Source organism: Streptomyces sp. NPDC093085 (assembly GCF_040683935.1).
Lineage (GTDB): Bacteria > Actinomycetota > Actinomycetes > Streptomycetales > Streptomycetaceae > Streptomyces.
In genome coordinates, this window is sequence record NZ_JBFBFB010000010.1 from 199,189 (window position 1) to 224,511 (window position 25,323).

At 73.2% G+C, this 25,323-nt stretch carries 23 protein-coding genes and 1 riboswitch; of the genes, 17 read left to right on the plus strand and 6 right to left on the minus strand.

Annotation, left to right across the window (positions count from 1 at the left end):
• Positions 1–31 precede the first annotated feature (31 nt).
• From AB0O07_RS25630 to AB0O07_RS25680, 11 genes are all read left to right on the plus strand, one after another.
• The gene (locus AB0O07_RS25630) at positions 32–1,294 is read left to right on the plus strand and encodes an ROK family transcriptional regulator (protein ID WP_365637184.1); all 1,263 of its coding nucleotides are present in this window, start codon (positions 32–34) and stop codon (positions 1,292–1,294) included.
• Positions 1,295–1,551: 257 nt separating this feature from the next.
• Positions 1,552–1,682, plus strand: a riboswitch (FMN riboswitch).
• 183 nt (positions 1,683–1,865) lie between these two features.
• Positions 1,866–3,056: a bifunctional diaminohydroxyphosphoribosylaminopyrimidine deaminase/5-amino-6-(5-phosphoribosylamino)uracil reductase RibD gene (gene ribD / locus AB0O07_RS25635; protein ID WP_365637325.1), complete on the plus strand. Its 1,191-nt coding sequence runs from the start codon at positions 1,866–1,868 to the stop codon at positions 3,054–3,056.
• Complete coding sequence (locus AB0O07_RS25640) at positions 3,057–3,680, plus strand: riboflavin synthase (RefSeq protein WP_365637187.1); 624 nt, start codon at positions 3,057–3,059, stop codon at positions 3,678–3,680. It begins immediately after the preceding gene.
• The gene (locus tag AB0O07_RS25645) at positions 3,677–4,336 is read left to right on the plus strand and encodes a nicotinamide mononucleotide transporter family protein (RefSeq protein ID WP_365637190.1); all 660 of its coding nucleotides are present in this window, start codon (positions 3,677–3,679) and stop codon (positions 4,334–4,336) included. Before AB0O07_RS25640 ends, AB0O07_RS25645 begins: the two co-directional genes overlap by 4 nt.
• Entirely contained in the window at positions 4,333–5,748 is a 1,416-nt protein-coding gene (gene ribB / locus AB0O07_RS25650) for a 3,4-dihydroxy-2-butanone-4-phosphate synthase (protein WP_365637192.1), read from the plus strand. Before AB0O07_RS25645 ends, ribB begins: the two co-directional genes overlap by 4 nt.
• A gap of 130 nt (positions 5,749–5,878) precedes the next feature.
• Positions 5,879–6,391, plus strand: coding sequence for a 6,7-dimethyl-8-ribityllumazine synthase (ribH, locus tag AB0O07_RS25655; protein ID WP_365637195.1), 513 nt, complete (start codon positions 5,879–5,881; stop codon positions 6,389–6,391).
• A gap of 8 nt (positions 6,392–6,399) precedes the next feature.
• On the plus strand, positions 6,400–6,672 hold the full coding sequence (locus tag AB0O07_RS25660) for a phosphoribosyl-ATP diphosphatase (protein ID WP_029383007.1): 273 nt from the start codon (positions 6,400–6,402) through the stop codon (positions 6,670–6,672).
• Between the two features lie 95 nt (positions 6,673–6,767).
• Positions 6,768–7,616, plus strand: a complete 849-nt coding sequence (gene hisG / locus AB0O07_RS25665; protein ID WP_365637198.1) for an ATP phosphoribosyltransferase — start codon at positions 6,768–6,770, stop codon at positions 7,614–7,616.
• 30 nt (positions 7,617–7,646) lie between these two features.
• Positions 7,647–8,120 carry a PH domain-containing protein gene (locus AB0O07_RS25670; RefSeq protein ID WP_365637200.1) on the plus strand — a complete coding sequence of 158 codons (474 nt, stop codon included), beginning with the start codon at positions 7,647–7,649 and terminating at the stop codon, positions 8,118–8,120.
• 247 nt (positions 8,121–8,367) lie between these two features.
• The gene (locus tag AB0O07_RS25675; protein ID WP_365637203.1) at positions 8,368–10,002 is read left to right on the plus strand and encodes a CNNM domain-containing protein; all 1,635 of its coding nucleotides are present in this window, start codon (positions 8,368–8,370) and stop codon (positions 10,000–10,002) included.
• The gene (locus AB0O07_RS25680; RefSeq protein ID WP_365637206.1) at positions 9,999–11,099 is read left to right on the plus strand and encodes a hemolysin family protein; all 1,101 of its coding nucleotides are present in this window, start codon (positions 9,999–10,001) and stop codon (positions 11,097–11,099) included. The genes AB0O07_RS25675 and AB0O07_RS25680 overlap by 4 nt, the downstream gene beginning before the upstream one ends.
• Before the next feature lie 143 nt (positions 11,100–11,242).
• Here the strand turns inward: AB0O07_RS25680 and AB0O07_RS25685 are convergent, their stop codons facing one another.
• Together AB0O07_RS25685 and AB0O07_RS25690 are read right to left on the minus strand one after the other, a co-directional pair.
• A complete protein-coding gene (locus AB0O07_RS25685) occupies positions 11,243–13,174 on the minus strand; it encodes an AAA family ATPase (RefSeq protein WP_365637209.1) in 1,932 nt (643 codons plus the stop codon).
• A gap of 361 nt (positions 13,175–13,535) precedes the next feature.
• Complete coding sequence (locus tag AB0O07_RS25690; RefSeq protein ID WP_365637211.1) at positions 13,536–14,210, minus strand: hypothetical protein; 675 nt, start codon at positions 14,208–14,210, stop codon at positions 13,536–13,538.
• Between the two features lie 330 nt (positions 14,211–14,540).
• Between AB0O07_RS25690 and AB0O07_RS25695 the strand changes: the two genes are divergently transcribed.
• Positions 14,541–15,926 carry a peptidase C39 family protein gene (locus AB0O07_RS25695; RefSeq protein WP_365637213.1) on the plus strand — a complete coding sequence of 462 codons (1,386 nt, stop codon included), beginning with the start codon at positions 14,541–14,543 and terminating at the stop codon, positions 15,924–15,926.
• A 55-nt stretch (positions 15,927–15,981) separates the two neighbouring features.
• Here the strand turns inward: AB0O07_RS25695 and AB0O07_RS25700 are convergent, their stop codons facing one another.
• The gene (locus AB0O07_RS25700; RefSeq protein WP_365637216.1) at positions 15,982–16,509 is read right to left on the minus strand and encodes an excalibur calcium-binding domain-containing protein; all 528 of its coding nucleotides are present in this window, start codon (positions 16,507–16,509) and stop codon (positions 15,982–15,984) included.
• A gap of 149 nt (positions 16,510–16,658) precedes the next feature.
• A complete protein-coding gene (locus AB0O07_RS25705) occupies positions 16,659–17,630 on the minus strand; it encodes an alpha/beta hydrolase (RefSeq protein WP_365637219.1) in 972 nt (323 codons plus the stop codon).
• A gap of 258 nt (positions 17,631–17,888) precedes the next feature.
• Between AB0O07_RS25705 and AB0O07_RS25710 the strand changes: the two genes are divergently transcribed.
• Positions 17,889–18,062 carry an SCO1431 family membrane protein gene (locus AB0O07_RS25710; RefSeq protein WP_365637221.1) on the plus strand — a complete coding sequence of 58 codons (174 nt, stop codon included), beginning with the start codon at positions 17,889–17,891 and terminating at the stop codon, positions 18,060–18,062.
• Positions 18,063–18,181: 119 nt separating this feature from the next.
• Positions 18,182–18,859, plus strand: a complete 678-nt coding sequence (locus AB0O07_RS25715) for a TetR/AcrR family transcriptional regulator (RefSeq protein ID WP_365637223.1) — start codon at positions 18,182–18,184, stop codon at positions 18,857–18,859.
• A 216-nt stretch (positions 18,860–19,075) separates the two neighbouring features.
• Here AB0O07_RS25715 and AB0O07_RS25720 read toward each other — a convergent pair whose 3' ends face one another.
• Complete coding sequence (locus AB0O07_RS25720) at positions 19,076–20,356, minus strand: glycoside hydrolase family 18 protein (protein ID WP_365637226.1); 1,281 nt, start codon at positions 20,354–20,356, stop codon at positions 19,076–19,078.
• A gap of 390 nt (positions 20,357–20,746) precedes the next feature.
• Here AB0O07_RS25720 and AB0O07_RS25725 point away from each other — a divergent pair, with 390 nt between their 5' ends.
• The gene (locus tag AB0O07_RS25725) at positions 20,747–21,928 is read left to right on the plus strand and encodes an acyl-CoA dehydrogenase family protein (protein ID WP_365637229.1); all 1,182 of its coding nucleotides are present in this window, start codon (positions 20,747–20,749) and stop codon (positions 21,926–21,928) included.
• A gap of 61 nt (positions 21,929–21,989) precedes the next feature.
• On the opposite strand, the gene AB0O07_RS25730 is transcribed toward AB0O07_RS25725, so the two are convergent.
• Entirely contained in the window at positions 21,990–22,436 is a 447-nt protein-coding gene (locus AB0O07_RS25730) for a hypothetical protein (RefSeq protein ID WP_365637232.1), read from the minus strand.
• 227 nt (positions 22,437–22,663) lie between these two features.
• On the opposite strand from AB0O07_RS25730, the gene AB0O07_RS25735 reads away from it, so the two are divergent.
• Both AB0O07_RS25735 and AB0O07_RS25740 read left to right on the plus strand, forming a co-directional pair.
• Positions 22,664–23,104, plus strand: a complete 441-nt coding sequence (locus AB0O07_RS25735) for an Lrp/AsnC family transcriptional regulator (protein ID WP_365637234.1) — start codon at positions 22,664–22,666, stop codon at positions 23,102–23,104.
• Between the two features lie 94 nt (positions 23,105–23,198).
• Complete coding sequence (locus AB0O07_RS25740) at positions 23,199–24,818, plus strand: amidohydrolase (protein ID WP_365637236.1); 1,620 nt, start codon at positions 23,199–23,201, stop codon at positions 24,816–24,818.
• Positions 24,819–25,323 lie beyond the last annotated feature (505 nt).

A 25,323-nucleotide genomic window follows, 5' to 3' on the forward strand; every position in this document is an offset into this window, starting at 1 on the left:
GCCTGATAAATAGAGCGCGGCAAGGGGAACAATGGGCCTTCTTCCGCCCCTCTGTTCCGGCAGTGTTCCGGCGGCGCATTTTCCCGCAGCGAACTGGAAGGATCCCGGCATGGCCGCATCCCCGAGCACCGCACGGGCCATCAACGACCGGCTCGCCCTGCGCCTGCTCCAGCGGGAGGGCCCGCTGACGGCGGCGCAGCTCAAGACCTTGACCGGGCTCTCCCGCCCCACCGTCGCCGATCTCGTCGACCGGCTCCAGGAGTCGGGCCTGGTCAGGGTGGTCGGCGAGACGGGTGCCAGCCGCCGGGGCCCCAACGCCCGGCTGTACGGGATCGCCGCGGACCGGGCCCATCTCGCCGCCCTGGACGTCCGGACCGACAGCGTCGCCGTCATCGTCGCCGACCTGCTCGGCGTCACCCTCGCGGAGGCCCGGCTGCCCATCGGCACCGGCACGGACACGGACGCGGACGCCGCCGACCGGGCCGCCGCCCTGCTGGAGGAGACCGCCCGGCGGGCCGGCGCCCTCCCGCTGCACAGCGTCGGCATCGGCGCCCCGGGTCTGGTCGATGTCACGGGGGAGCTCCGCGACTCCACCGGGCTGCCGGAGTGGCACCGGCGGCTGGTCGCCGTGCTCCAGGAGCGGCTGCCCGCCACCGTCCTGGTCGAGAACGAGACCAACCTCGCCGCCCTCGCCGAGCAGCGCCTCGGCGCCGCCCGGGGCCAGGACACCTTCGTCCTCTTCTGGATCGGCCATGGCGTCGGCGCCGCGGTCGTGCTCGACGGCCGGCTCCGCAGGGGCGCCTCGGGCGGCGCGGGCGAGATCGGCTTCCTGCCCGTGCCGGGCACCCCGGGGCCGCCCTCGGCGACCAGTTGCGACGGCGGCTTCCACAGCCTCGCCGGCTCGGCGGCGGTCTGCGCGCTCGCCGAGGGGTACGGTCTGGTGCCCGCCCCGGGCGCGCCCCAGGAGCCGCCGTCCGCCGCGCTGGTCCGGGCGGCCACCGGGGACGGGCGGCCCGGTGCCGGAAGGTTTCTGGACGCGCTCGCCGAACGGGTGGCCATCGGCGCCGCGGCGGTCACCGCGGTCCTCGACCCGGGTCTTGTCGTGCTCTCCGGGGAGGTCGGCCACGCGGGCGGCGAGGCGCTGGCCGGCCGGGTCGAGCGGCGGCTCGCGGCGATGTCCCCGCTCCGTACGGAGGTCCGCCCGGGGGCGCTCGGTGGTGCGGGGGTGCTCAGGGGCGCGCTGCTCACGGCGCGCGACGCGGCACAGGACGCGCTCTTCGCGCCCGGCGGCTGACCGGAAGCGTCCGGGAACGCACGAGCCTGCCCGGAAGCATTCGGATGTGCTCGGAATGTGAGACGTGGGTATCGGAGAATGGCCGGAGCTGACCGTTCCGCACCGTATCCGAAGACCCGTTCTCGTCCCGTCGGCGCAGGTGGGAGCGGTGGCACGGAAGGCCGTACGGACATTCCCGGCCGCCCTGTGAGTCAGGCCACAGAGCTCCCCCGGATCGCCGGCGACCGGCCGTGGCACACTGTTCGACGTACCAGCAGCAGCGCACTCCGGGGTCGGTGCAATTCCGAACCGGCGGTTACAGTCCGCGACCCGGTCACCTCCAGTGACCGGTTGACCAGGTGAGATTCCTGGACCGACGGTGAAAGTCCGGATGGGAGGCAGTGCGCGGCGGGTTGTCACCGGTACGCCGCCGCGGCGGTCCGTCCTCCGGACGGGTCCCTGCCCCGGCCTCGGCGTTCTCGTGTGTACACCCGTTTCTCTGTCGTCATCGACAGGCCCCGGAGTCCGTGCCCGAAGAGGCAGGAGGACCCGGGTGGCCACCCCCACCGGACGCGTCGGCGACACCGACGCCATGCGACGGGCCGTCGCGCTCGCCGCCCGCGCCCTCGGCGCCACCAGCCCCAACCCGGTCGTCGGCTGCGTGATCCTGGACGCCTCGGGACACCTCGCGGGCGAGGGCTTCCACCAGCGCGCCGGCGGACCGCACGCCGAGGTCCACGCACTGCGCGCGGCGGGCCCCCGGGCCCGGGGCGGCACCGCGTACGTCACCCTCGAACCCTGCGCCCACACCGGCCGTACCGGACCCTGCGCCCAGGCCCTCGCCGACGCCGGGATCGCCCGCGTCCACTACGCGGTCCCCGACCCCGACCCGCAGGCCGCCGGGGGCGCCGCCACCCTGCGCGCCGCCGGGATCCCGGCCACCGCCGGACTGCTCGCCGCCGAGGCCGAGGAGGCCAACGCCGCCTGGCTGACCGCTGTGCGCCGGGGCCGCCCGTACGTCGTCTGGAAGTACGCCGCCACCCTCGACGGCCGGATCGCCGCCGCCGACACCACCAGCCGCTGGATCACCTCCGCCGAGGCGCGCGCCGATGTCCACCGGCTGCGCGCCGAGGCCGACGCGGTCGTGGTCGGCGCCGGCACCGCCCGCGCCGACGACCCGCACCTCGCGGTCCGGGGCATCGAGGGCGCCGTACAGCCGCTGCGCGTCGTCGTGGACACCGGGGCCACCGCCGTACGGCCCGGGGCCCGGGTCCTGGACGGTGCCGCGCCCACCCTGATCGCGGTCGCCGAGGACGCCGACGCCCGCCATCTCCCCGGCCCCCAGGTCCTGAGGCTGCCCCGGGCCGACGGCGGCCGGGGGCTCGCCGTCCCCGCCCTGCTGGCCGCCCTGTACGAGCGCGGCGTCCGCTCCGTCCTCCTCGAAGGCGGCCCGGCACTGGCCGGCTCCTTCGTCGCGGCCGGCGCGGTCGACCGGGTCGTCGGCTATCTCGCCCCGGTCCTGCTCGGCGCGGGGCCCGCCGCGCTCGGCGACGCCGGAATCACCACGATCGCCTCGGCGTTGCGGCTGCGGATGACCGAGACCGTACGGCTCGGACCCGACCTGCGGATCACCGCGCTCCCCGAGCCGCAGGCGGCCCCGGCCGCCGGGAGCGCCGCCCCCTCCGCCGGGAGCGCCACCGCCGCCGCCCCGGCCGCCCCCGCCGCCGTTCGCGCGGCCGCCACCCCTGCCGTCCCCGCCGTCCCCACCACGAAGGAGCGTTGAGTGTTCACCGGAATCGTCGAAGAACTGGGTGAGGTCACCGCCGTGGAGAATCTCGGTGACTCCTCCCGCTTCCGTCTCCGCGGCCCCGTCGTCACCGAGAACGCCCGGCACGGCGACTCCATCGCCGTCAACGGCGTCTGCCTCACGGTCGTGGAGTGCGGCCACGGCGAGTTCACCGCCGATGTGATGGCCGAGACCCTCGACCGCTCCAGCCTCGGCGCCCTCAAGACCGGCTCCCGCGTCAACCTGGAGCGCCCCATGGCGCTCGGCGGCCGGCTCGGCGGGCACATCGTGCAGGGCCATGTCGACGGCACCGGCACCATCCTGGAGCGCACGCCCTCCGAGCACTGGGAGGTCGTCAAGGTCGCGCTGCCCGCCGCGCTCACCCGCTATGTCGTGGAGAAGGGCTCCATCACCGTGGACGGCGTCAGCCTCACGGTGGTCGAAGCGGCCCCCGGTCACTTCACCATCAGCCTCATCCCCACCACCCTCGCGCTGACCACCCTCGGCCTCAAGGGACCGGGCGACCCGGTCAACCTGGAGGTCGACGTCATCGCGAAGTACGTCGAGAGCCTGCTGGGCCCCGCGCACCAGGCCGCCCGGACGGAGGAGTCGGCGCGGTGAACGTCCTGTCCTGGCTGAACCAGGAGGCCTTCGCGGCCTTCGGTCAGCACATCATCTGGTCCGACATGATCGGCAACACGGTCGGTCTCGCCGCCCTCGCCCTGGGCTGGCGCCGCTCCATCTGGACCTGGCCCGCCCAGCTCCTCTCCGGGGTCATCCTCGTCGGCGCGTACGCCGCCGCCCACCTCAGCGGCGGCGTCGGCAAGCAGCTCCTGGTCATCGGGGTCGCGCTCTGGGGATGGCGGCAGTGGCAGCGCGGCAGGGAGCGGGAGACCGACGGCACGATCGGCCATATCGCCGTACGGTTCGCCACCTGGCGCGAGCGCGGCATGCTCCTCGGCGCCACGGCCCTGGGCACCCTCCTCGTCGGCGGGCTCTTCACCGCCGTACCCGAACTCTCCTGGAACCCCTGGCCGGACGCGTACATCTTCACCGGCACCCTCGCCGCGATGGTCGCCCAGGCGCGCGGACTCGTCGAGTTCTGGCTCGCCTGGCTCCTGGTCGACCTCGTCGGCGTCCCGCTCGCCTTCACCAGCGGGCTCGCCTTCTCCGGCCTCGTCTACGTCATCTACCTGGCCCTCGTCCTCTGGGGGCTGCGCGACTGGTGGCTGCGCTCCCGCGCCGACGCCCCGACCCTCGAAGGAGCCGCCGCATGACCACCGCCATGACCGCCGCCGAGGAATTCCTCCTGGACCCGGTCGCCCAGGCCATACGCGACATCGCGGCCGGCCGCCCCGTCGTGGTCGTCGACGACGAGAACCGCGAGAACGAGGGCGACCTCGTCGTCGCCGCCGAGAAGATCACCCCCGAGACCATCGCCTTCATGATGAGCGAGTGCCGCGGCCTGATCTGCGCCCCCATGGAGGGCCCGGAGCTGGACCGGCTGGACCTGCCGCAGATGGTCGCCGAGAACACCGAGTCGATGCGGACGGCCTTCACCGTCACCGTCGACGCCTCCGCAGCGCACGGCGTCACCACCGGGATCTCCGCCGCCGACCGGGCCACCACCCTCCGGCTCCTCGCCTCCGGCGAGGCCGGGCCCGGCGACTTCGTCCGCCCCGGCCATATCTTCCCGCTCCGCGCCAGGCCCGGCGGGGTGCTGGCCCGCAACGGCCACACCGAGGCCGCCGTCGACCTCGCCCGGCTCGCCGGGCTCCGCCCCGCCGGGGCGATCGTGGAGATCGCCGGTGAGGACGGGGTGATGCTCCGGCTCCCCGAGCTGATCCCCTTCGCCCGCAAGCACGGCCTGACGATCATCTCCATCGAGGACCTGATCGCCTACCGCCGAGCCGAGGAGAGGCCGGGGCCCGTCGCCCTGGCCGGAGCGGAAGAGGGCGCGACACCCGCCGGCCTGGCCGGACCGGAGGAGGGCGCGACGCCCGGGCCCGCGAGCCCGGCGGTCCCCGGCCGGCCGGCCCTGGTCCGCCGCGAGCCCGAGGTCCGCCGCGAGGCCGAGGTCCGGCTGCCCACCGCCTACGGCGAGTTCACCGCGTACGGCTACCGCTCCACCGCCGACGGCGTCGAGCATGTCGCGCTGGTCCACGGCGACCTCGGGGACGGCGAGGACATCCTCGTACGGGTCCACTCCGAGTGCCTGACCGGTGACATCTTCGGCTCCCAGCGGTGCGACTGCGGCCCCCAGCTCCGGGCCTCCATGGAGCGCGTCACCGCCGAGGGGCGCGGCGTCGTGGTCTACCTCCGGGGCCACGAGGGGCGCGGCATCGGGCTGCTCTCCAAGCTCCGCGCGTACGAACTCCAGGAGCGCGGCCGTGACACCCTCGACGCCAACCTGGAGCTGGGGCTCCCCGCCGACGCCCGGGACTACGCGGCGGGCGCCCGGATCCTCGGTGACCTCGGGGTGGCGAGCCTGCGGCTGATGACCAACAACCCCGAGAAGACCACCGCGCTCGTCCGGCACGGCCTCCGGGTCACCGGGCGCGAGCCGGTGCCCGTCCAGGCGGGGGAGCACAACCTCCGCTATCTGCGCACCAAGCGCGACCGGATGGGCCATGACCTGCCTTGGCTCGACACGGCGACGGCCGCCGCTGCCACCTGCGGCAACCAGTAGGACCGTACGACAGGACAGCCGGCACCGTACGACAGTCAGGACCGTACGAGAGCCAAGAGGACCGTACGACCGGGACGGCACCCCCCGCCCCACCGGCACCCGACCACCAGCACAGCCCCCGAGGAGAGACGTGAGCGGCAAGGGCGCACCCGAACTGACCGTGAAGAACTGCGGAGACCTCCGCGTCGCCGTGATCGCGGCACAGTGGCACGAGAAGATCATGGACGGCCTGGTCGACGGCGCCCTGCGGGCCCTGGCCGAACTCGGCATCGACGAGCCGACGCTGCTGCGCGTGCCCGGCAGCTTCGAACTGCCCGTCGTCGCCAAGGTGCTCGCGGACCGCGGGTACGACGCGGTCGTCGCCCTCGGCGTCGTCATCCGGGGCGGCACCCCGCACTTCGACTACGTGTGCCAGGGCGTCACCCAGGGCCTCACCCAGGTCTCCGTGGAGACCGGGGTCCCCATCGGCTTCGGCGTACTGACCTGCGACACCGAGGAACAGGCGCTGGACCGGGCCGGTCTCGAAGCCTCCCACGAGGACAAGGGGCACGAGGCGGTCACCGCGGCCGTCGCCACCGCGACCACCCTGCGCACCCTCGCGGAGCCCTGGCGCTCGGAGGCTTCCGGCAGCCGCGTAAAGTGAACGCCACCATGTCCAAGAAGACGTTCGAGGAGCTGTTCACCGAGCTCCAGCAGAAGGCCGCCCACGGGGACCCCGCCACCTCCCGCACCGCCGAACTGGTCGACAAGGGCGTCCATGCCATCGGCAAGAAGGTCGTCGAAGAGGCGGCCGAGGTCTGGATGGCCGCCGAGTACGAGGGCAAGGAAGCCGCCGCCGAGGAGATCTCGCAGCTCCTCTACCACGTCCAGGTGATGATGGTCGCGCGCGGAATCTCCCTTGACGACGTATACGCCCACCTCTGAGCATTTCCCCCGGGGCGCACACGCCCCGGGCACCCCTGCACCACCCCGCTTCACCCCCGCACATATCCGCCCTCCGCACGAAGGAACACGACCTCATGCTGCGCATCGCCGTCCCCAACAAGGGTTCACTCTCCGGGCCTGCGTCGGCGATGCTCCATGAGGCCGGATACCAGCAGCGCAAGGAGTCCAAGGAACTCGTCCTGGTCGACCCGGAGAACGAGGTCGAGTTCTTCTATCTGCGCCCCCGCGACATCGCGATCTACGTCAGCTCCGGCCGGCTCGACATCGGCATCACCGGACGCGACCTGCTCCTCGACTCGGGGGCCGACGCCGAGGAGATCCTGCCGCTCGGCTTCGCCCGCTCCACCTTCCGCTACGCCACCAAGCCCGGCACCGCGCACGGCGTCGCCGACTTCGGCGGGATGACGGTCGCCACCTCCTACGAGGGCATCGTGGCCGGACACCTCGCGGAGCACGGCGTCGACGCCTCCGTCGTCCACCTCGACGGCGCCGTCGAGACCGCCATCGAACTGGGCGTCGCCCAGGTCATCGCGGATGTCGTGGAGACCGGCACCTCACTGCGGAACGCGGGCCTCGAAGTGGTCGGCGAGCCGATCATGACCTCGGAGGCGGTCGTCATCCGGCGCACCGGCGCCGACGGCGAGGAGCCCAAGGTCCGTCAGTTCCTCCGCCGCCTCCAGGGCGTCCTGGTCGCCCGTACGTACGTGATGATGGACTACGACTGCCGCGCCGAGCACCTGGAGCGCGCCGTCGCCCTCACCCCGGGCCTCGAATCGCCGACCGTCTCCCCGCTCCACAACGAGGGATGGGTCGCCGTCCGCGCCATGGTCCCCGCCAAGGAGGCCCAGCGCATCATGGACGACCTCTACGAGCTCGGCGCCCGCGCCATCCTCACCACGGCCATCCACGCCTGCCGACTCTGACCACCCCCGAGACGAGTGAGCCGCGCCCCCATGTCCGTGCCCTCCGCCACGCCGTCCGTCCCCTCCGGCCCCTCCCTGCCGGAGCTGCCGGTCACCTTCCGGCCGACCGTCACCCGTACGGTGCTGCTCTCCGTCGGCACGGTCATGTTCCTGGTCATCTCGGCCATCGGCCTCGCCCTGGAGCAGCTCAGCGCGGGGGAGCGGCTGAGCTTCATCCTCACCGCCCTGCTCTTCTTCGGCGTCCTCGCGCTGCTCAGCCGCCCCAAGGTGGTCGCCGACGACACGGGCGTCACCGTGGTCAATCTCACCCGCACCCGCAGGCTGGAGTGGGCCGAGATCCTCCGGGTCAACCTCCGCCCCGGCGACCCCTGGGTCTTTCTCGACCTCAGCGACGGCAGCAGCCTGCCCGCCCTCGGCATCCAGCCCGGCATGGCCAAGGAGCGCGCGATCCGCGACGCCCGCGCCCTGCGCGACCTGGCCGAATCCCGCTCCGCCCAGGAGTGACCGCGGCCGTACCCGGCGGGGCGGCCACCGGCGGCCCCGCCCGTACGCCCCGCGACGGACCACCAGGTCCTGTCCGCCCCGGCCCTGTCTTGTTTACTCTGGTGCCGGTGGCGCCAAGCGCGCCCCGCCCCGCACCAGAAGGCCGCACCGGCCCGCGGGGCACCCTGCGACCCGAGGAGTGACTCCCTCCAGCAATGGACGGATCGTCCGGTAGTACCTGCGCCGCCCCCTCCGAAGAGGCGGCGGCATGACCATCCCCCTTCTGCTGCTCGCCGCGGCATTTCTTCTCATCCTGGCCAACGGATTCTTCGTGGCGGCCGAGTTCGGCCTCGTCACGGTGGACCGCCCCGACGCCGAACGCGCCGCGGCGGCGGGCGACCGCCGCGCCCGTACCGTCGTCAAGGCCCTCCGGGAACTCTCGTTCCAGCTCTCCGGCACCCAGCTCGGTATCACCATCACCTCGCTCGTCGTCGGCATGCTCGCCGAGCCCGCACTCGCCGAACTCCTCGGCGCGCCGCTCGCCGCGACCGGACTCCCCGCCGGGGCCGTCTCCGGGATAGCGGTGGTGACCGGCATGCTGCTCGCCGCCGCCGTGCAGATGGTGATCGGCGAACTCGTCCCCAAGAACTGGGCGGTCTCCCGGCCGCTCCAGGTGGCGCGGTTCGTCGCCGGTCCGCAGCACCGCTTCTCCGCCGTGTTCCGGCCGGTGATCGCGGTGCTCAACACCGTCGCCAACCGGCTGGTACGGATACTCGGGGTGGAACCGACCGACGAACTCGCCTCCGCCCGTACCCCCGGCGAACTCGTCTCCCTCGCCCGCCACTCCGCCCGGGCCGGCACCCTCGAACAGGACACCGCCGACCTCTTCGTACGGACCCTCGCGCTCGGCGGGCTCACCGCCGAGAACGTGATGACCCCCCGGGTGAAGGTCAGCGCGCTCCAGGCGGACGCGACGGCGGCGGACGTCCTCAACCTCACCCGGGCCACCGGACTCTCCCGCTTCCCCGTCTACCGGGAGCGCATCGACGAGATCATCGGCATGGTCCACCTCAAGGACGCGCTCGCCGTCCCGGCGGGGGATCGGCTCCGTACGACGGTCGACCGGATCGCCGTACCCGCGCTGCTCGTCCCCGAGACCCTGCCCGTGCAGCAGCTCCTGGAGCGGCTCCGCAGCGAGCAGCCGATAGCCGCCGTGGTGGACGAGTACGGCGGTACGGCCGGGGTCGTCACCCTGGAGGACATCGTCGAGGAGCTGGTCGGCGAGGTGCTGGACGAGCACGACGCCGAGGGCGACGCGCGGCCCGAACTCGCCTCCGTCGACCCGGTCGACGGCCGCCCCGCCTGGGAGGCCGACGGCAGCGTCCGCGTGCTCACCCTGCGCCGTATCGGCCTCGACGCGCCCGACGGGCCGTACGAGACCCTGGCCGGCCTCGTCGCCGACCTCCTCGGCCGGATCCCGGCCCCCGGCGACCGCGCCGAGCTGCCCGGCTGGCGGCTCTCCGTACGCCTGGTGGACCGGTACCGGGCCGAGCGGGTCCGGCTGATCCGGCTGACGGACGGGGGCCCGGCCGAGCCGGGGTCCCCCGCGTCCCCGGGGACCCGCGGGAGCGACGGGGCCCCCGGGCCGCATGAGGCGCTGGGGACGCATGGGGCCCTGGGGACACATGGGGCTCCGGGGTCGTACGAGGCCGCAGTTTCCCACGAGGCTCCGGGGTCGCATGAGGCCGCAGCTTCCCACGAGGCCCTGGGGCCGGACGGGGCTCCGGCTTCGTATGAGGCTCCCGTGGCGCACGGGGCCCTCGCTTCGCAAGAGGCCACCATGGCGCACGGGGCCACGTCCCCCGAGGCTCCCGCGCCCGTGCTGGCGGAGGGGGTCCGATGAGCGTCCTGCAACTCGTCTTCGCGCTGCTCCTGGTCCTCGCCAACGGCTTCTTCGTCGGCGCCGAGTTCGCCCTCGTCTCCGTACGCCGCAGCCAGATCGAACCGCACGCCGCGCGCGGCTCGGCGCGGGCCCGGCAGGCGCTGTACGGGCTGGAGAACCTGCCGCAGATGATGGCCGCCGCCCAGTTCGGCATCACCATCTGCTCCCTGACGCTCGGCGCGGTGGCCGAGCCCACCGTGGCGCACCTCCTGGAGCCCGTCTTCGAGGCGGTCAGGGTGCCGCACGGGCTGGTCCATCCGCTGGGGTACGTGATCGCCCTGGCGCTCGTCGTCTTCCTGCACCTGGTCATCGGCGAGATGGTGCCCAAGAACCTCGCCATGGCCGCCCCCGAGAAGACCGCGCTCTGGCTCAGCCCGGGCCTGGTCGGCTTCGCCCGGCTCTGCCGCCCGGTCACCGCCGGGCTCGGCGCCTGCGCCCGGCTCGTCCTGCGGGCCTTCCGCGTCGAGCCCAAGGACGAGGTGGAGGCCGTCTTCACCAGCGAGCAGCTCAACCAGCTCGTCGAGGACGCGGGACAGGCGGGGCTGCTGGAGCCCGAGGCGCAGGAGCGGCTGGAGGACGCACTGGAGCTGGGCAGCCGCCCGGTCACCGATGTGCTCCTCACCAGCGCCGCCCTGGTCACGGTGGACCCGTCGGTCACCCCGCGCCAGATCGAGGAGCTGACGGTGCGCACCGGCTACTCCCGCTTCCCGGTCTGCGCAGAGGGCGGTGGCGCCTTCATGGGGTACCTCCACGTCAAGGACGTACTCGACCTGGAGACGGCCGACCGGGCCGTACCCCAGCATGTGTGGCGGCCGATGCTGACGCTCCGCGCGGAACTCCCGCTGGACGACGCCCTCACCGTCATGCGCCGCGCGGCCACCCATCTCGCCCAGGTCGCCGACGCGTCCGGGCGGGTGCTCGGCCTGGTGGCGCTGGAGGATGTCCTCGAAATGCTGGTCGGGGAGGTACGGGACCCCGCCCACCGGGCGGTCGCGCCGCGCCCCGCCCTCGTCGGCGAACAGCGCACGGACCCGGCCTCCCAGGTCCTGGCCGGCTGAACCGGCGCTCGCGGGACCGGTCGCACGGCCGGTCCCGCGAGCGGCGGGAACCAGGCGGCATGCCCTGCGGCCGCGACACCGCCCTGCGGCGCCCCGCCCCAGAGTGAACCGCCCCACGGCGCCCCGCCCCACCGTGACCTGCCCTACGGTGCCGTAGGGTCCTGCGGGCCCCGGCCCGCCGGGCCCCGCCCCGAGAGCACCTCGCCGTACGCCTGCATCAGATCGGGCAGCCGCAGCGTGGCCAGGTCATCGCGCGTAGGAGTACCGGTGTAGCCGGAGAGCCGCAGATCGCGGTAGGCGCAGCTCTTCTCGTACAGCGTCCGGACGAAGCGGCCGTTGCCCAGCTCGTCGATCCACCCCTGGTCGACCACGTGCCCGCTGATCGAGCGCAGCTCGTCCACCGACTCCTCGTCCCACACATCGCCGTTCTCGGCGGCCAGCACCCCGCCGATCGCGGTGAGTTCGAGCGGCCGGTAGCTCGGGAAGTCGACCCGGCTGGTGAAGCGCGAGGAGAGCCCGGGGTTGGTGGCGAGCAGCCGGTCCATGCCCTCCGGATACCCCGCCAGGATCACCACCAGGTGGTCGCGGTTGTCCTCGGCCCGCTTCAGCAGCACCTGGAGCGCCTCGTCGCCGTACGCGTCGCCCTTGGAGTAGCCGGAGTTGGAGAGGCTGTACGCCTCGTCCACGAAGAGCACCCCGCCGATCGCCGAGTCGATCAGCTCGTTCGCCTTCACGGCGGTCTGGCCCAGGAACTCGCCGACCAGATCGGCCCGTTGCGCCTCCACGAGATGGTCCCCGCCGAGCAGCCCGAGCGCGTAGAAGATCCGCCCCAGGATCCGTGCCACCGTCGTCTTCCCCGTGCCGGAGGGCCCCGAGAAGACAAAGTGACGTTTCGGCGGCTGGACGGGCAGCCCCTGACCGGCCCGCAGCCGCGCCATGCGCAACTGTGCGGAGACCGCCTTGACCTGCCGCTTCACCGGTTCCAGCCCGACCATACGCTCCAGCTCGGCCAGTGCCTCGGCGAGCAGCCCGGGGTCGGTCGGCCCCTCGGGGAAGCGCGGCGACGGCGGGCGCGCGGGCGGCGGCAGCTTGTCGCGCGGCGGCTCCGGTACGGCGGGCGGCGCCCCGCCGAGCGGCGGCTGACCACCGAGGAGGACATCGGCGCCGAGCGGGCCCTCGGGGTCGCCCTGCTGCTGGGCCTGCGCCTGCGGATCGCCGGTGTCGGAGCTGTCGGCGGTCTCCTGGCCGAGTCCGGCCAGCGCCACCGACGCCAGCCCCATCGGGTCGTCCGGGCCGACATAGCCGTCGTACCCGTCGGAGTCGGTGATCGCGGCGAGCCGGGCCGCCGTGTCCATGAACGCCGGGTCGAGCCGGTGCACCGCCCGGTAGAGCGGCAGGGCCGCCGCGCTCCGCCCGGTGCCCTCATGGGCGCGGGCCAGCCAGTACCGCAGCTCCTTGCGCTGCGGCTGCTCGCTGCGGCACCGCATCAGCGCGGTGGCGAGCAGCGGCTCGGCCTGGCCGAACATCTCCAGCCGCACCCGGGCCATCCCGCCGAAGAGCCCGGCCTCGATCCCGAGCAGCGGATCGTGGACCAGGTGCTCGGTATGGCGGCACAACTGGTCCCAGTCCTTGACCAGATACGCCCGGCAGGCGTGCAGGAAGCGCACCTGCGGGTCGGTGTCCACCGGCGGCAGCCCCGCCAACGCCCGGTCCAGTTCCGGCACATGACGGCCGTCCAGCCAGTGCGAGGCGTGCGCGAGCCGCAGGTCGCGCCCGCTCTCCAGCACCGGCTGCACCCACCAGCCCAGCCAGTACCAGGAGTTGAGGGTTCTGCGGTGGCGGGTGCGCTGTTCGCCGAAGCGTTCCCGGTGGCGGTACATCTGGAGCAGGGCGGTGGTGGTCTCGACGCGCAGCGCGTGCAGCCCGAGCCAGCCGTCCGCCATCCCGGGGTCGAGCCGGACCGCGGTCCTGAACTCCTCCTCGGCCTGGGGGTAGGCCCCCATGGTGTAGGCGTCCACCCCGCGCACCCAGGCGAGGTCGGCCGGGGCTCCCGTGCCCTGCGTGCCGATATCCATCAGGTCCCCCACAAACCGTGCCCCCGTGATGTCCCGTCGGGCGGGCGCCCGTCGGCAGCGTACTGAACCACCATGACGCGGACGGGAATTGACCGCACTCAGAGGCATCGTACCTGCGCAGAGTGTGTGCGACTAAGGGCGCCGCACACCGAGTCGGCCGGTGACCCAGGGTGATCGGATGAGGCCGTACGGGGCGGGGAAAGCGGCGCGGAGGGCAGAACGAAGCCCCCGATCACGGGGGAACAACCGGGGGCTTCGCGTCCGCGGCGGCTCCTGAAAGCCGCACATTAAGAACGTAAGACCTGTCCTGCCCACTGGTCAAGCCGAGTTGGGCACTCGGCGCGCCCCGGCTTCCGACTGGTCAGTACGGCGCCTCCGATCGGTCACTCCGAGTGAGGGTTTGGTCCTGTCTTGCGGTCGTGGGAGGCATCGGCCGAATCACGTACCCCTTCCGGCGCTCTCGTACCAGAGCATCGGAAAAGGGACGGGACGGGTCCGTCGCGAAATGGCGTGTCTCCGCCACTGTCCAGCCGTCCCAGAAGGAGGCGAGCCCGGGACCGTCCCTGCGCCGCCCGCGCTCCCAGGACTCCGCCGCGCCCCGCTCCATCCAGAACAGCCGTGCGAGATACGGCCGTACCCCCCGCCGTCCGGCCCCGACGCCCTCGACGAGGACCACGGGGGCGGCGGGCAGGGGCCGGGGCGCGGTGAAGCGGCGCGAGGTCCAGTCGTACGGCGCGTAGGAGGCGTCGGCGCCGCGTACGAACGCCTCGATCACCTGGTCCTTCAGCCGGGGGAGCCAGTCGAACAGCGCGTCGTGGCTGGCGAGATCGTCCAGCCGCAGCACGGGCGCGCCGTCCAGCGCCGCCGCGAGGCGGGTCGCGAAGGTGCTCTTGCCGGAACCGGCGTGGCCGTCCACCCCGACCAGCCGCACCGGGCCGCAGGAGGGCGGCAGGGCACGCAGCCGCGCGGCCACGGCGGTGAGGTCGTCGGCGGGGCGGGCCTCGGCCGGGGGGCCCTCGGCGGGGAGATCGTCCATATGTTCCAGCGTACGAGCCGGGGCGTACGGGAGCGGGGCGCGGCGCCCGACCGGCGCCCGGCAGGGCCTGCGGGGCGCCCGGTGGGGCCGGCGGGGCGGGGGCGGGGCGTGGGGCGCGCCAGTGGCGGAGACCAATATTGCCCGCCCGACGCGGTGACAATCGCTGGCAGAAGCCCGTCGCGAGCGGCGATAGTGGACCACTGCCGGGCCGTCACCTCGCCTTCTCCGCACCGTTTTCCGCGCCTCGTCGTCTCCGCCCCGCCGCCCCCTTCCCGCCCCGCCGTCTCCGCACCTCTCTCCCCTTCCGCCCCGTCGACCGGAGGTATCCCCATGACCCGTCCCCCGTCGCGCAGGACCGTCCTCGCCGCCGCGCTCGCGGTCACCGCCGCCACCGGCGCGGGCTCCGCCCTCCCGGCCGCCGCCGCACCCGCCGGGTCCGGAGCACCTGGAGCGCCGGCCGCCGCCGGCCGGGCGGAGCCGCCGCTCGTGGACAACGCGTTCTGGGCCTCGTACGAGGAGTGGCGCTCCGGCACCGCCGCCGGCACCCGCGCCGTCGGCGGCGTCCGTCCCTCGCTGGTCATCGGCGCCCCGGCCGGCACCACGGAGTACACCGACCCGCACACCGGGGCGAGCACCACCTGGGAGTACGCCACCTGGACCTCGCCCCGCCGGACCTCCCGGGTCCCCGCCACCGAGATCATCGCCTCCTGGAACGCGCTGACCCCCGCCGGCACCTGGCTCCAGACCGAGGTGCGCGGGCGGTACGAGGACGGCACCGACACCCCCTGGTACGTGCTGGGCCGCTGGACCTCCGGCGACGGGGACGGCGACATCCGGCGCACCTCGCTGGACGGCCAGCGCGACGGCCGGACCACCGTCTGGACCGACACCCTCGCGGTGGACGACGCGGCGAGCGGCACGCGCCTCGTCTCGTACGTGCTCCGCCTCACCCTGTACCGCACCCCCGGCAGCGGCCTCACCCCCGTCGTCCACCGGGCCGGCGCGATGGCCTCCGACATCCCCGACCGGTTCACCGTCCCGGCCTCAGCCCCGGGGCTCGCGCGGGAGCTGGCGGTACCGCGCTACTCGCAGAACACCCATGTCGGGCAGTACCCGGAGTACGACAACGGCGGCGAGGCCTGGTGCAGCCCCACCTCCTCGCAGATGATCATCGAGTACTGGGGGCGGGTCCCCACCGCCGACGAACTCGCCTGGGTGGACCCGGCCTTCGCCGACCCCCAGGTCTGCCACGCCGCCCGGTACACCTACGACTACCAGTACGAGGGGTGCGGCAACTGGCCGTTCAACGCCGCGTACGCCGCCACGTACCGGGACATGAGCGCGGCCGTCACCCGGCTCGGCTCGCTGACCGACGTGGAGACCCTCATCGGCGCCGGCATCCCGGTCATCACCTCGCAGTCCTTCCTCAAGGAGGAGCTGACGGGGGCGGGGTACGGCACGGCCGGCCACCTGATGACGGTCATCGGCTTCACCGCCGAGGGCGACGTGATCGCCAACGACCCCGCCTCGCCCAGCAACGCGGCCGTACGGCGGGTCTACCGCCGCGCCGAGTGGGAGACCGTCTGGCTCCGCACCAAGCGGTACAACGCGTCCGGCGGGGTCTCCTCCGGCACGGGCGGCGTCTGCTACGTCTACTGGCCCGCCCGGCCGTCCGCCGCCCAGCACCGGGCACTCCGGGCGGTCGGGCTGCTCTGACAGACCGCTCCGACCGCCCGGAGCCCGCCGGGGCGCGCCGTGACGTGCCGCCGGGTCAGCTCTCGCAGGCCACGCCGTCGCCGTCCCGGTCGAGATGCGAGGCGTACCCCGGGTCGCCCCGGTGGAGCGGCGCGACCCCGGCGGCCCGGGCGGCGGTGCAGTTGGCGTAGTACGCCGCCCCGCCGTCCGAGCCCCCGCCCCCGCTGCCGCTCCCGCCGCTGCCCCCGGTTCCGGTTCCGGGGGCCTGGACGGTGACCGTCGCCCGTACGGTCTCGGTGCTCTTCACGGTCACGGTCGGCGCGGGCTCCGCCTCGGCGGTGGTGGTGGCCGTCGCCGTCGCCGTGGCGGTCACGGTCGCGGTCGCGGTCGCACTCGCCGAGGGCGCGGGCCCGACCGCCGAGGCGGCCTTCCCGTCCGCGCCGTCCGGCGCGGCCCCCGTCCCGTCCGCCCCGCCGGCGCCGACGCCGACGAAGAAGGAGAGGGCGAGAGCCGGCAGTACGTACCGCTTGCGCGCCCAACGGGGTGCCGTACGTGGGGCGTTCGACGGAGCCGGAGACGGCATGGGCGGGTGGTTGTACGACATGGGTCCCCCTGGATGGTTCGTGAGGGGATGACCGTAACGGTGTGGGTGCACACCGTGTGGGCCATGCGTACGGTTGGTGACCGAGTTGTGACCAAAGTGTGGATGCGGGGGGGAGAGGGCGGGAAGGGGACGGAGAGGGTGAGCGGGGTTCAGGGGAGGGTGCGCAGCCACTCCACCAGCAGCTCGTTGACGTCCTCGGCCCGCTCCTGCTGCACCCAGTGGCCGCACCCCTCCAGCAGGGTGGAGGAGTGCAGTCCGGGCAGGGTGGCGGGGAAGTTCGCGATCGCGTCCGCCATCCAGGACGTGGAGGAGTCGCGCGCGCCGCCGATGAAGAGCGACGGCTGCCGGATGGGCGCCCCGTCCCAGGCGGCGAGGTCCGCCCAGTCGCGGTCCACGTTGCGGTACCGGTTGAGCGGCCCCGTCAGCCCGCCGCGCTCGAACTCGCCCGCGTAGAAATCCAGATCCTCCTCCGAGAGCCAGGAGGGCAGCGGTCCGGCCGGGAAGCGGTCGACGAGCCGGGCGCCCTCCGGCACGAAGAAGAGGCGTTCCGCGCCCTCGGCCGGCATGGTGTCGGCGGAGAGCCCGGCGTACGCCCGGGCCAGCCACCCCCGGACATCGGGCTCGACCTCCGCCTCCGCGCGGCCCGGCCGCTGGAAGTAGCTGACGTAGAACTCCTCGTCCCCGCCGATCAGGCGGAAGCCGTCGGTCGGCCGGAGTCCGCCCCGGGGCGTGTACGGCACGCTCAGCAGCCCCACGGCGGTGAAGACATCGGGCCTGAGCAGGGCGGAGTTGGCGGCGATGGGGGAGCCCCAGTCATGGCCGACGACCACCGCGCTCTCCTCGCCGAGCGCGCGCACCACCCCGACGTTGTCGGAGACATGCGCCAGCATCCCGTACGACGCCACGTCGGCCGGCTTGGACGAGCGCCCGTACCCCCGTACGTCCAGCGCCACGGCCCGGTACCCGGCGGCGGCCAGCGCATGGAGCTGGTGGCGCCAGGAGTACCAGGACTCGGGGAAGCCGTGGACCAGGAGGACCAGCGGGCCCGTGCCCTCCTCCACGAGATGGATCCGGCCGCCGGGGACCTCCACCATGCGGTGGTGCCATTGGGGGTTCGACATCGCTCTCCCTGCTCCTCTGCTCGGGGCTGCTGTCCCGTGATCGTTCGAGGGGCCCGCGGCACCGGCAAGAAATATTGCCGGTCCGGCAAAACGAGGTGTGGCATACCGCACATACCGCCCCGTACGGCCCGGTCGTCACGCGCCCGTACCCGACCGTACCCGCGCGGCGGTGACGTACGTCTCTACCCGGTCGCCCGATCGGCTGGCACATTGGGCCCCGAGGGGGGCATCCACCGCCGTACGACCGAAGAGATCTCCATGACTGCTGCCACCGCATCCCTGACCGCCGCCGCTTCCGCCCCGGCGCTCGGCCGCTCCCGCTCCCGTACCGGGGGCCCCAAGGACGACGGGCCCCGGCTGCTGGAGCACCTGCTCGGCTGGACCCTGGTCGTCCTGCTCGCCGTCCTCGTCAGCCACACGGGACTGCTCTGACATCACAGGGGATCGCTCCGGCCGGGCGAAGGGACCGCGTGTGATCTCTGCGATACTGCGTGAATTCCTGCCGGATTACCTGCGGGAACACTGTCGCAGCCGGAGACCAGGACGCGAATGTGAATCGTAGTCAACAGCGCGGACCGTCCCTGCGATCCCAGGTTCGGCGCTCCGAACTCATCTCAATCGGACGGAAGTTGTTCGCCGACACCTCGTACGACGCGCTGTCGATGGACGACATCGCGCAGCACGCCGGGGTCGCCAAAGGGCTCATCTACTACTACTTCAAGAACAAGCGGGGCTATTACCTCGCCATCGTCGAGGACTCGGTCGCCGAACTTGTCGCGCTCGCCTCCGACGGCGCCGAACTGCCCCGTACCCAACGGGTGCAGCGCACCGTCGAGGCGTATCTGCGCTTCGCCCAGTACAACGAGGCGGCCTACCGCACCATCGTCACCGGCGGCGTCGGCTTCGACACCCAGGTCCAGGAGATCCGTGACGCGGTCAGGACCGGCCTCGTCGCCACCATCGCCGAGGGCGCCTACGGCCACCAGGACATCCCGCCGATCGCCCGGCTCGCCCTGCTGGGCTGGCTCAGCAGTGTCGAGTGGCTGACGCTCGAATGGCTGGAGCACCGCGACGATGTGCGCCGGGAGATCCCGCGCGACCTGCTCGTCCGGATGCTGCGCCACACGCTCGACACGATCGAGGAGTTCGCCCCGGAGTGCCCGGCCCCGCCGCAGGACCTCACCTGGGTCCCGTTCACCGGCCGCACCCCGGAGCCGGACGCGTGGTGACTGCATAGCCGTAGCTATCTGCATAGTCGTGGCTATGTAAAAGGGCGGCCGTATAGACGGCCACCCGCATGAGGACGCCGGGGGCGGGGGTGGATCGCACACCCCGCCCCCGGCGCGTCCCGGTGGCGGACTCGCCGCCGTGAGGCGACCGGTCGGTCAGTCAGCCGGTCAGCCGGACGGTCGGTCGGCCGGTCAGGCGGACGGTCGGTCGGCCGGTCACTTGATGGACTTGATCAGCTCGCCGTCCGCCGTGTCGCCGCTGAGCTCCCAGAAGAAGGTGCCGCCCAGGCCCTGCTGGTCCTTGTAGGCCATCTTCCCGGCGATGGTCGCGGGGGTGTCGTAGCTCCACCACTGGTCACCGCAGTAGGCGTACGCGGTGCCGCCGACCGTACCGTTGGCCGGGCAGCGGTCCTTGATGACCTTGTAGTCCTCGATGCCCGCCTCGTACGTCCCCGGCGCCGCGCCCGTCGCGCTGCCGCCCGGCTCCGCCTGGCCGACGCCGGACCAGCCGCGCCCGTAGAACCCGATGCCCAGCAGCAGCTTCTCGGAAGGGATCCCCAGGCTCTTCAGCTTGGTGATCGCGGTGTCCGAGTCGAAGCCCTGCGTCGGGATGCCCGGGTACGAGGTCAGCGGCGAGTGCGGGGCGGTCGGGCCCTGCGCCGCGAACGCGCCGAAGAAGTCGTACGTCATCGGGTTGTACCAGTCGAAGTACTGCGCCGCGCCCGCGTAGTCGGCCGCGTCGATCTTCCCGCCGTCCGTACCGTCGGCGGTGATCGCCGCCGTCACCAGGTCGGAGCCGAACTCGGCGCGGAGCGCCGCGGCCACCTCACGGAAGGCGTCCGGGCCGCTGCTGTCGCAGGTGTCCCCGCAGGCGTTGGGGTACTCCCAGTCGATGTCGATACCGTCGAAGACATCGGCCCAGCGCGAGTCCTTCACCAGGTCGTGGCAGGAGCGCGCGAACGCCGCCGGGTCCTTCGCCGCCTCGCCGAACCCGCCCGACCAGGACCAGCCGCCGAAGGACCAGATCACCTTAAGGCCGGGGTGGAGCGCCTTGAGCTTGCGGAGCTGGTTGAAGCTGCCGCGTACCGGCTGGTCCCACGTGTCGGCCACGCCGTCCACGCTCTCCTCGGCCGTGTACGTCTTCTCGTAATCCGCGAACGAGTCGCCGACGGTGCACTTGCCGCCCTGGACATTGCCGAACGCGTAGTTGATGTGGGTCAGTTTGCCGGCCGAGCCGGAGGTCTCGATGTTCTTCACATGGTAATTGCGCCCGTAGACGCCCCAGTTGGTGAAGTAGCCGATGACCTTGTCGCCGGCCGCCGCCACCGTGGTCTCCTCGGCCGGGTTCTCACCGGCGGAGGCGGCGCCCGCCCCGGAGAGCAGCGTCACGCCCAGAACGGCGGTGCACGCGGCGGCGGTCAGCGCCCGGAAGCGGGAGCGCGCAGGGCGGCGTGAGGGAAGGCGCGAAGGATGGCGCGAAGGATGGAGCCTGAACATGTGTCTCCTCGTGGGGGAGAGGAAGCGGGACGTGCAGGGACGTGCAGGTGGGGGGAGGCCGATGGTGCGCCCGTGGTACGAGGGGCGCGGTGGGCTTCGGAAGGGACGTTAGAAGGACTAGACCACTAGGGTCAATGGTTCGGACCAACTACGTGCCCCCGCGGCCACGTACGTACGTGATCACCGACCCGGTGACGCGCACCCCCCGATCGGGCATACTCAACGCGCCACCGCCGCTGATCAGCCGCTCCCGTGATCCGGGACGGCACCATCGACGGGGCAGGTACGACCGTCCGGGGCCACCCGGATCCTCATACCGGCGGCGTGCGCCCACCCCGCGCGCGACGCCGCAGCGCCCGACAGGGACCCGACAGGGAGGAGAGCGCCGCCATGACCGACCGCGCCCCGCGACCGGTGGACCGTCCGCTGCCCACCGAGGAGGCCCAGGACCTTCTCGCCCTCGTGAGCGACATCATCCGCCGCGAGATCGCCCCTACGGCCGCCGAGGAGGAGGACGCCGGGCACTTCCCCCGCGAACTCTTCCGGCTGCTCTCCACGTCCGGGCTGCTCGCCCTCCCGTACGACACCGCCGACGGCGGCGGGGGCCAGCCGTACGAGGTCTACCTCCAGGTCCTCGAAGAACTCGCCGCGGCCCGGCTCACCGTGGGCCTCGGCGCCAGCGTCCACACCCTGGCCTGCCACGCCCTCGCCGGCTACGGCACCAAGGAGCAGCGGACCGAGCACCTCCCCGCCATGCTCGGCGGCGGGCTGCTCGGCGCGTACTGCCTTTCCGAGCCCACAGCGGGCTCCGACGCCGCCTCGCTCACCACGCGGGCCGTGCGCGACGGCGGGGGCGGCGGTGACTGGATCCTCACCGGTACCAAGGCGTGGATCACCCACGGCGGGCTCGCCGACTTCTACACCGTGCTCGCCAGGACCGGCGGCGAAGGCCCCCGGGGCATCACCGCGTTCCTCGTCCCGGGCGACGCCCCCGGGCTCCACGCCGCGCCGCCCGAGCGGAAGATGGGCCTGAAGGGCTCGCCCACCGCCCAACTTCACTTCGACGGCGTACGGGTGGCCGACGACCGCCGGATCGGCGAGGAGGGCCAGGGGTTCGCCATCGCGCTCTCCGCCCTCGACTCGGGCCGCCTCGGCATCGCCGCCTGCGCCGTCGGCGTCGCCCGGGCCGCACTGGACGAGGCGCTCGGATACGCCACCGGACGGCGCCAGTTCGGCCGCCCGGTGGCGGACTTCCAGGGGCTGCGCTTCCTGCTCGCCGACATGGCCACCCAGATCGAGGCCGGACGGGCCCTCTACCTCGCCGCCGCACGGCGGCGCGACACGGGCCGGTCCTTCTCGGCCGAGGCGGCCATGGCCAAGCTGTTCTGCACCGACATGGCGATGCGGGTCACCATCGACGCCGTCCAGGTGCTCGGCGGCTACGGGTACACGGCGGACTTCCCCGCGGAGCGCTATCTCCGCGAGGCGAAGGTGCTGCAGATCGTCGAGGGCACCAACCAGATCCAGCGGATGGTGATCGCCCGCCATCTCGCGGGGCCGGAGAGCCGGTGACGGAGAGCCGGTGACGGAGTCCCGGACCGGCTGACGGGGGCTCGGGCCGTCCTGCGACGGCTCAGGCCGCCTGGCGCAGCGCAGGCAGTTTGAAGGGGCGCGAGCCCGGGCCGCCTACGTGCGAGAAGGGCTGCGTACGCCAGTCCAGCCCCTGAGGGAGCGTCAGCACCACCCCGGTGCTCTGCTCCCGCGCCTCGTGCGAGGCGGCTCCGTCGACGGGACGGGCCTCCGAGGCGGCGCGTCCCGTACCGGCGCACACCGACAGCACGAACGGGTTCCACGGCGTCGGGCACAGCGCGTGCTCCGGGAGCGTGTCCTCCTCGGCGAGCACCCCGATCGGCCGGACGCAGTCCGGGCAGACGACCCGGTACATCTCCGACGTGTCGTACGCGTCGTAGGAGCTGTAGGCGTCGTCGGAGGTGTGGGAGTTGTAGGAATCGATCTCGTCGCTGTCGTCGAGATCGACGGGGGCCGGTTCGATACGACCGGCGCGCTTCTGGTTCTGCATGGAGACATTCCCCCTCGGAATGGGCCGACCAGGCACTTGTGGTCTCGACCACAGCAAGCACTTCCCGTCGCGCGCGCCAGGTAACCGTAAGGTCTCGAAGGACCCGGCCCGAGATCTGTGGTCTTCGTCACATGCCACCCGCAGGTGCCCCCCGCGCCGCCCGCGGGGCATCCGGCCGCCGGGGTTCGACTGTGCCGGAGAGGGCTCGGGGCAATAGGTTGATCCGCATGGAGGAGCTGGATCGGCAGATTGTGGAATTGCTCGTCAAGGACGGCCGCATGAGCTACACCGACCTGGGCAAGGCCACCGGCCTGTCCACGTCGGCGGTACATCAGCGGGTACGCCGTCTGGAGCAGCGCGGGGTGATCCGCGGATACGCCGCGGTGGTGGACCCGGAGGCCGTCGGCCTCCCCCTCACCGCGTTCATCTCCGTCAAACCCTTCGACCCCAGCGCCCCCGACGACATCGCGGAACGGCTCTCCGGGCTCGCGGAGATCGAGGCGTGCCACAGCGTGGCCGGAGACGAGAACTACATCCTCAAGGTCCGCGTCTCCACCCCGCTGGAACTGGAGGACCTGCTCACCCGGATCCGGTCGCTGGCGGGGGTCTCCACCCGGACGACGGTCGTGCTCTCCACGCCCTACGAGGCCCGGGGGCCGGCCTTTTAGGTGGTACGGACGGAGGCGGGCGGGCCCGCGGCGAAGGGCTCGGGGTGCGGGGGCCCGTGACGGGGGTGTGGCGGGGAGGGGGAGACTGAGGGGTATGAGTGACCACCGCACCGTTCTGCTCCGCCGTGGAGAAGTCCACAGCCCCGCCGACCCCTTCGCCACCGCCATGCTCGTCGAGCGCGGGCATATCGCCTGGGTCGGGTCGGAGGGGGCCGCCGACTCGTTCGTCGCCGGGGCCGATGAGGTCGTGGACCTGGACGGGGCGCTGGTCACGCCGGCCTTCACCGACGCCCATGTGCACACCACCGCCACCGGGCTCGCCCTCACGGGGCTCGATCTCTCCGGCGCCCGGAGCCTCACCGAGGCCCTGGAGCTCGTACGGGCGCACGCCGCCGCGCGGAGCGAGGAGCGGATCCTGCTCGGGCACGGCTGGGACGCCGAGCGGTGGCCCGAGCGGCGGGCGCCGACGCGGGAGGAGCTGGACGAGGCGGCCGGCGGGCGCCCCCTCTATCTGCCGCGTATCGACGTGCACTCCGCCGTCGTCACCACCGCCCTGCTCGATCTCGTGCCCCAGGTCGCCTCGCTGGCCGGATACCGGGCCGAAGGGCCGCTCACCGACGCCGCCCACCACGCCGTACGCGCGGCCGCCCATGGCGCCGTCAGCGGCCGTCAGCGCGCCGAGGCGCAGCGCGCCGCGCTCCGCAGGGCCGCCTCGCTCGGTATCGGCACCGTCCATGAGTGCGCGGGGCCCGACATCTCCGACGAGGAGGATTTCACCGGGCTGCTGGCGATCGCGGGGGAAGCGGCCGGGCCGCGGGTCCTCGGGTACTGGGGGGAGTGGGTCGGCGACGCCAAGGGGGCCGGAAAGGTTTGGGAGTTGGGGGCCGTCGGGGCGGCCGGGGACCTTTTCGTGGACGGGTCGCTCGGCTCGCACACCGCCGCCCTCTGCGCGCCGTACGCCGATGCCCCGCACGGGGGTACGGCGCACCTCGGTGCCGATGAGGTGGCCGCGCATGTCGCCGCCTGTACCGAGGCGGGGCTCCAGGCCGGGTTCCACGCCATCGGGGATGCCGCGCTCCGTACCGTGGTGGACGGGGTGCGGGCCGCCGCGGAGAAGCTGGGGATCGCCCGGATCCGCGCGGCCAGGCACCGGGTCGAGCATGCCGAGATGCTCACTCCGGGGGCCGTCGAGGCCTTCGCCGAACTGGGGCTCACCGCCTCCGTGCAGCCCGCCTTCGACGCGCTCTGGGGCGGCGACGACGGGATGTACGCGCGCCGCCTCGGCGTCGAGCGGGCCCGGACGCTCAACCCGTACGCGGCGCTGCTGCGGGCCGGGGTGCCGCTGGCGCTGGGGTCCGACGCGCCCGTCACCCCGCTCGATCCGTGGGGCACCGTCCGGGCCGCGGCCTTTCACCGGAACCCGGAGCACCGGATCTCCGTGCGGGCCGCGTTCACGGCCCATACCCGCGGCGGTTGGCGGGCCGCCGGGCGGGACGACGCGGGGACGCTGGTGCCGGGGGCGCCCGCCGACTACGCGCTCTGGCGCACCGAGGAACTGGTGGTCCAGGCGCCCGACGACCGGGTGGCGCGCTGGTCCACCGACCCGCGCTCCGGGACGCCGGGGCTGCCCGATCTCACCCCGGGACGGCCGCTCCCCGTCTGCCTGGAGACCGTGGTCGGCGGGCGGACCGTGTTCGTGGGCCCGAACGAGTGACGTAGGGACATTTCGTACCGCCGACCGATGGCCGCCGGGCCCCGCCGTCACCTGCGGATCCTCCGGGCTGACCTGGGGTTTCTCATAGACGTCCCAGGTCACAGGGGTATTGACAGCGAGCCGCCACCGGCGGGTAGGTTCGGCCGGGTCCACCACAGGACGTCCGTCCGGCAACCTCCGCACACGTCGTCGAACGCCGCTGGGCCATGGGGCGGTGTGCCGCACCGGCGCACCACCACTGGGAGCCAGGTCCAGCGCCCGCGTCTCGGAGGCGAGGGGAAGGTTTCCGCCGGGCGGCAGGTGCGACCCGGACGGGGCCCCGGCGTTCAGTAGACAACGGCTTTCGGTCGATCCGCAGCCAGCGGGTCCGAGGTCGGCCCGAAGGACGCCGGGTCCCGGTCCGCAGCGAGGCCCCCCCCGATGAGTTCACCTCCCGTACAGGCTTTCCGATCGGCGGTTTCCGGACATCGGCCATCAAGTCGCCCGACACCGGGCCGCCCGCCGT

Coding starts and splice junctions, on each gene's coding strand:
- AB0O07_RS25630 (WP_365637184.1), top strand. CDS start 32: ATGGGCCTTCTTCCGCCCCTCTGTTCCGGCAGTGTTCCGGCGGCGCAT.
- ribD (WP_365637325.1), top strand. CDS start 1,866: ATGCGACGGGCCGTCGCGCTCGCCGCCCGCGCCCTCGGCGCCACCAGC.
- ribB (WP_365637192.1), top strand. CDS start 4,333: ATGACCACCGCCATGACCGCCGCCGAGGAATTCCTCCTGGACCCGGTC.
- AB0O07_RS25660 (WP_029383007.1), top strand. CDS start 6,400: ATGTCCAAGAAGACGTTCGAGGAGCTGTTCACCGAGCTCCAGCAGAAG.
- hisG (WP_365637198.1), top strand. CDS start 6,768: ATGCTGCGCATCGCCGTCCCCAACAAGGGTTCACTCTCCGGGCCTGCG.
- AB0O07_RS25670 (WP_365637200.1), top strand. CDS start 7,647: ATGTCCGTGCCCTCCGCCACGCCGTCCGTCCCCTCCGGCCCCTCCCTG.
- AB0O07_RS25675 (WP_365637203.1), top strand. CDS start 8,368: ATGACCATCCCCCTTCTGCTGCTCGCCGCGGCATTTCTTCTCATCCTG.
- AB0O07_RS25680 (WP_365637206.1), top strand. CDS start 9,999: ATGAGCGTCCTGCAACTCGTCTTCGCGCTGCTCCTGGTCCTCGCCAAC.
- AB0O07_RS25685 (WP_365637209.1), bottom strand. CDS start 13,174: ATGGATATCGGCACGCAGGGCACGGGAGCCCCGGCCGACCTCGCCTGG.
- AB0O07_RS25690 (WP_365637211.1), bottom strand. CDS start 14,210: ATGGACGATCTCCCCGCCGAGGGCCCCCCGGCCGAGGCCCGCCCCGCC.
- AB0O07_RS25695 (WP_365637213.1), top strand. CDS start 14,541: ATGACCCGTCCCCCGTCGCGCAGGACCGTCCTCGCCGCCGCGCTCGCG.
- AB0O07_RS25700 (WP_365637216.1), bottom strand. CDS start 16,509: ATGTCGTACAACCACCCGCCCATGCCGTCTCCGGCTCCGTCGAACGCC.
- AB0O07_RS25705 (WP_365637219.1), bottom strand. CDS start 17,630: ATGTCGAACCCCCAATGGCACCACCGCATGGTGGAGGTCCCCGGCGGC.
- AB0O07_RS25710 (WP_365637221.1), top strand. CDS start 17,889: ATGACTGCTGCCACCGCATCCCTGACCGCCGCCGCTTCCGCCCCGGCG.
- AB0O07_RS25720 (WP_365637226.1), bottom strand. CDS start 20,356: ATGTTCAGGCTCCATCCTTCGCGCCATCCTTCGCGCCTTCCCTCACGC.
- AB0O07_RS25725 (WP_365637229.1), top strand. CDS start 20,747: ATGACCGACCGCGCCCCGCGACCGGTGGACCGTCCGCTGCCCACCGAG.
- AB0O07_RS25730 (WP_365637232.1), bottom strand. CDS start 22,436: ATGCAGAACCAGAAGCGCGCCGGTCGTATCGAACCGGCCCCCGTCGAT.
- AB0O07_RS25735 (WP_365637234.1), top strand. CDS start 22,664: ATGGAGGAGCTGGATCGGCAGATTGTGGAATTGCTCGTCAAGGACGGC.
- AB0O07_RS25740 (WP_365637236.1), top strand. CDS start 23,199: ATGAGTGACCACCGCACCGTTCTGCTCCGCCGTGGAGAAGTCCACAGC.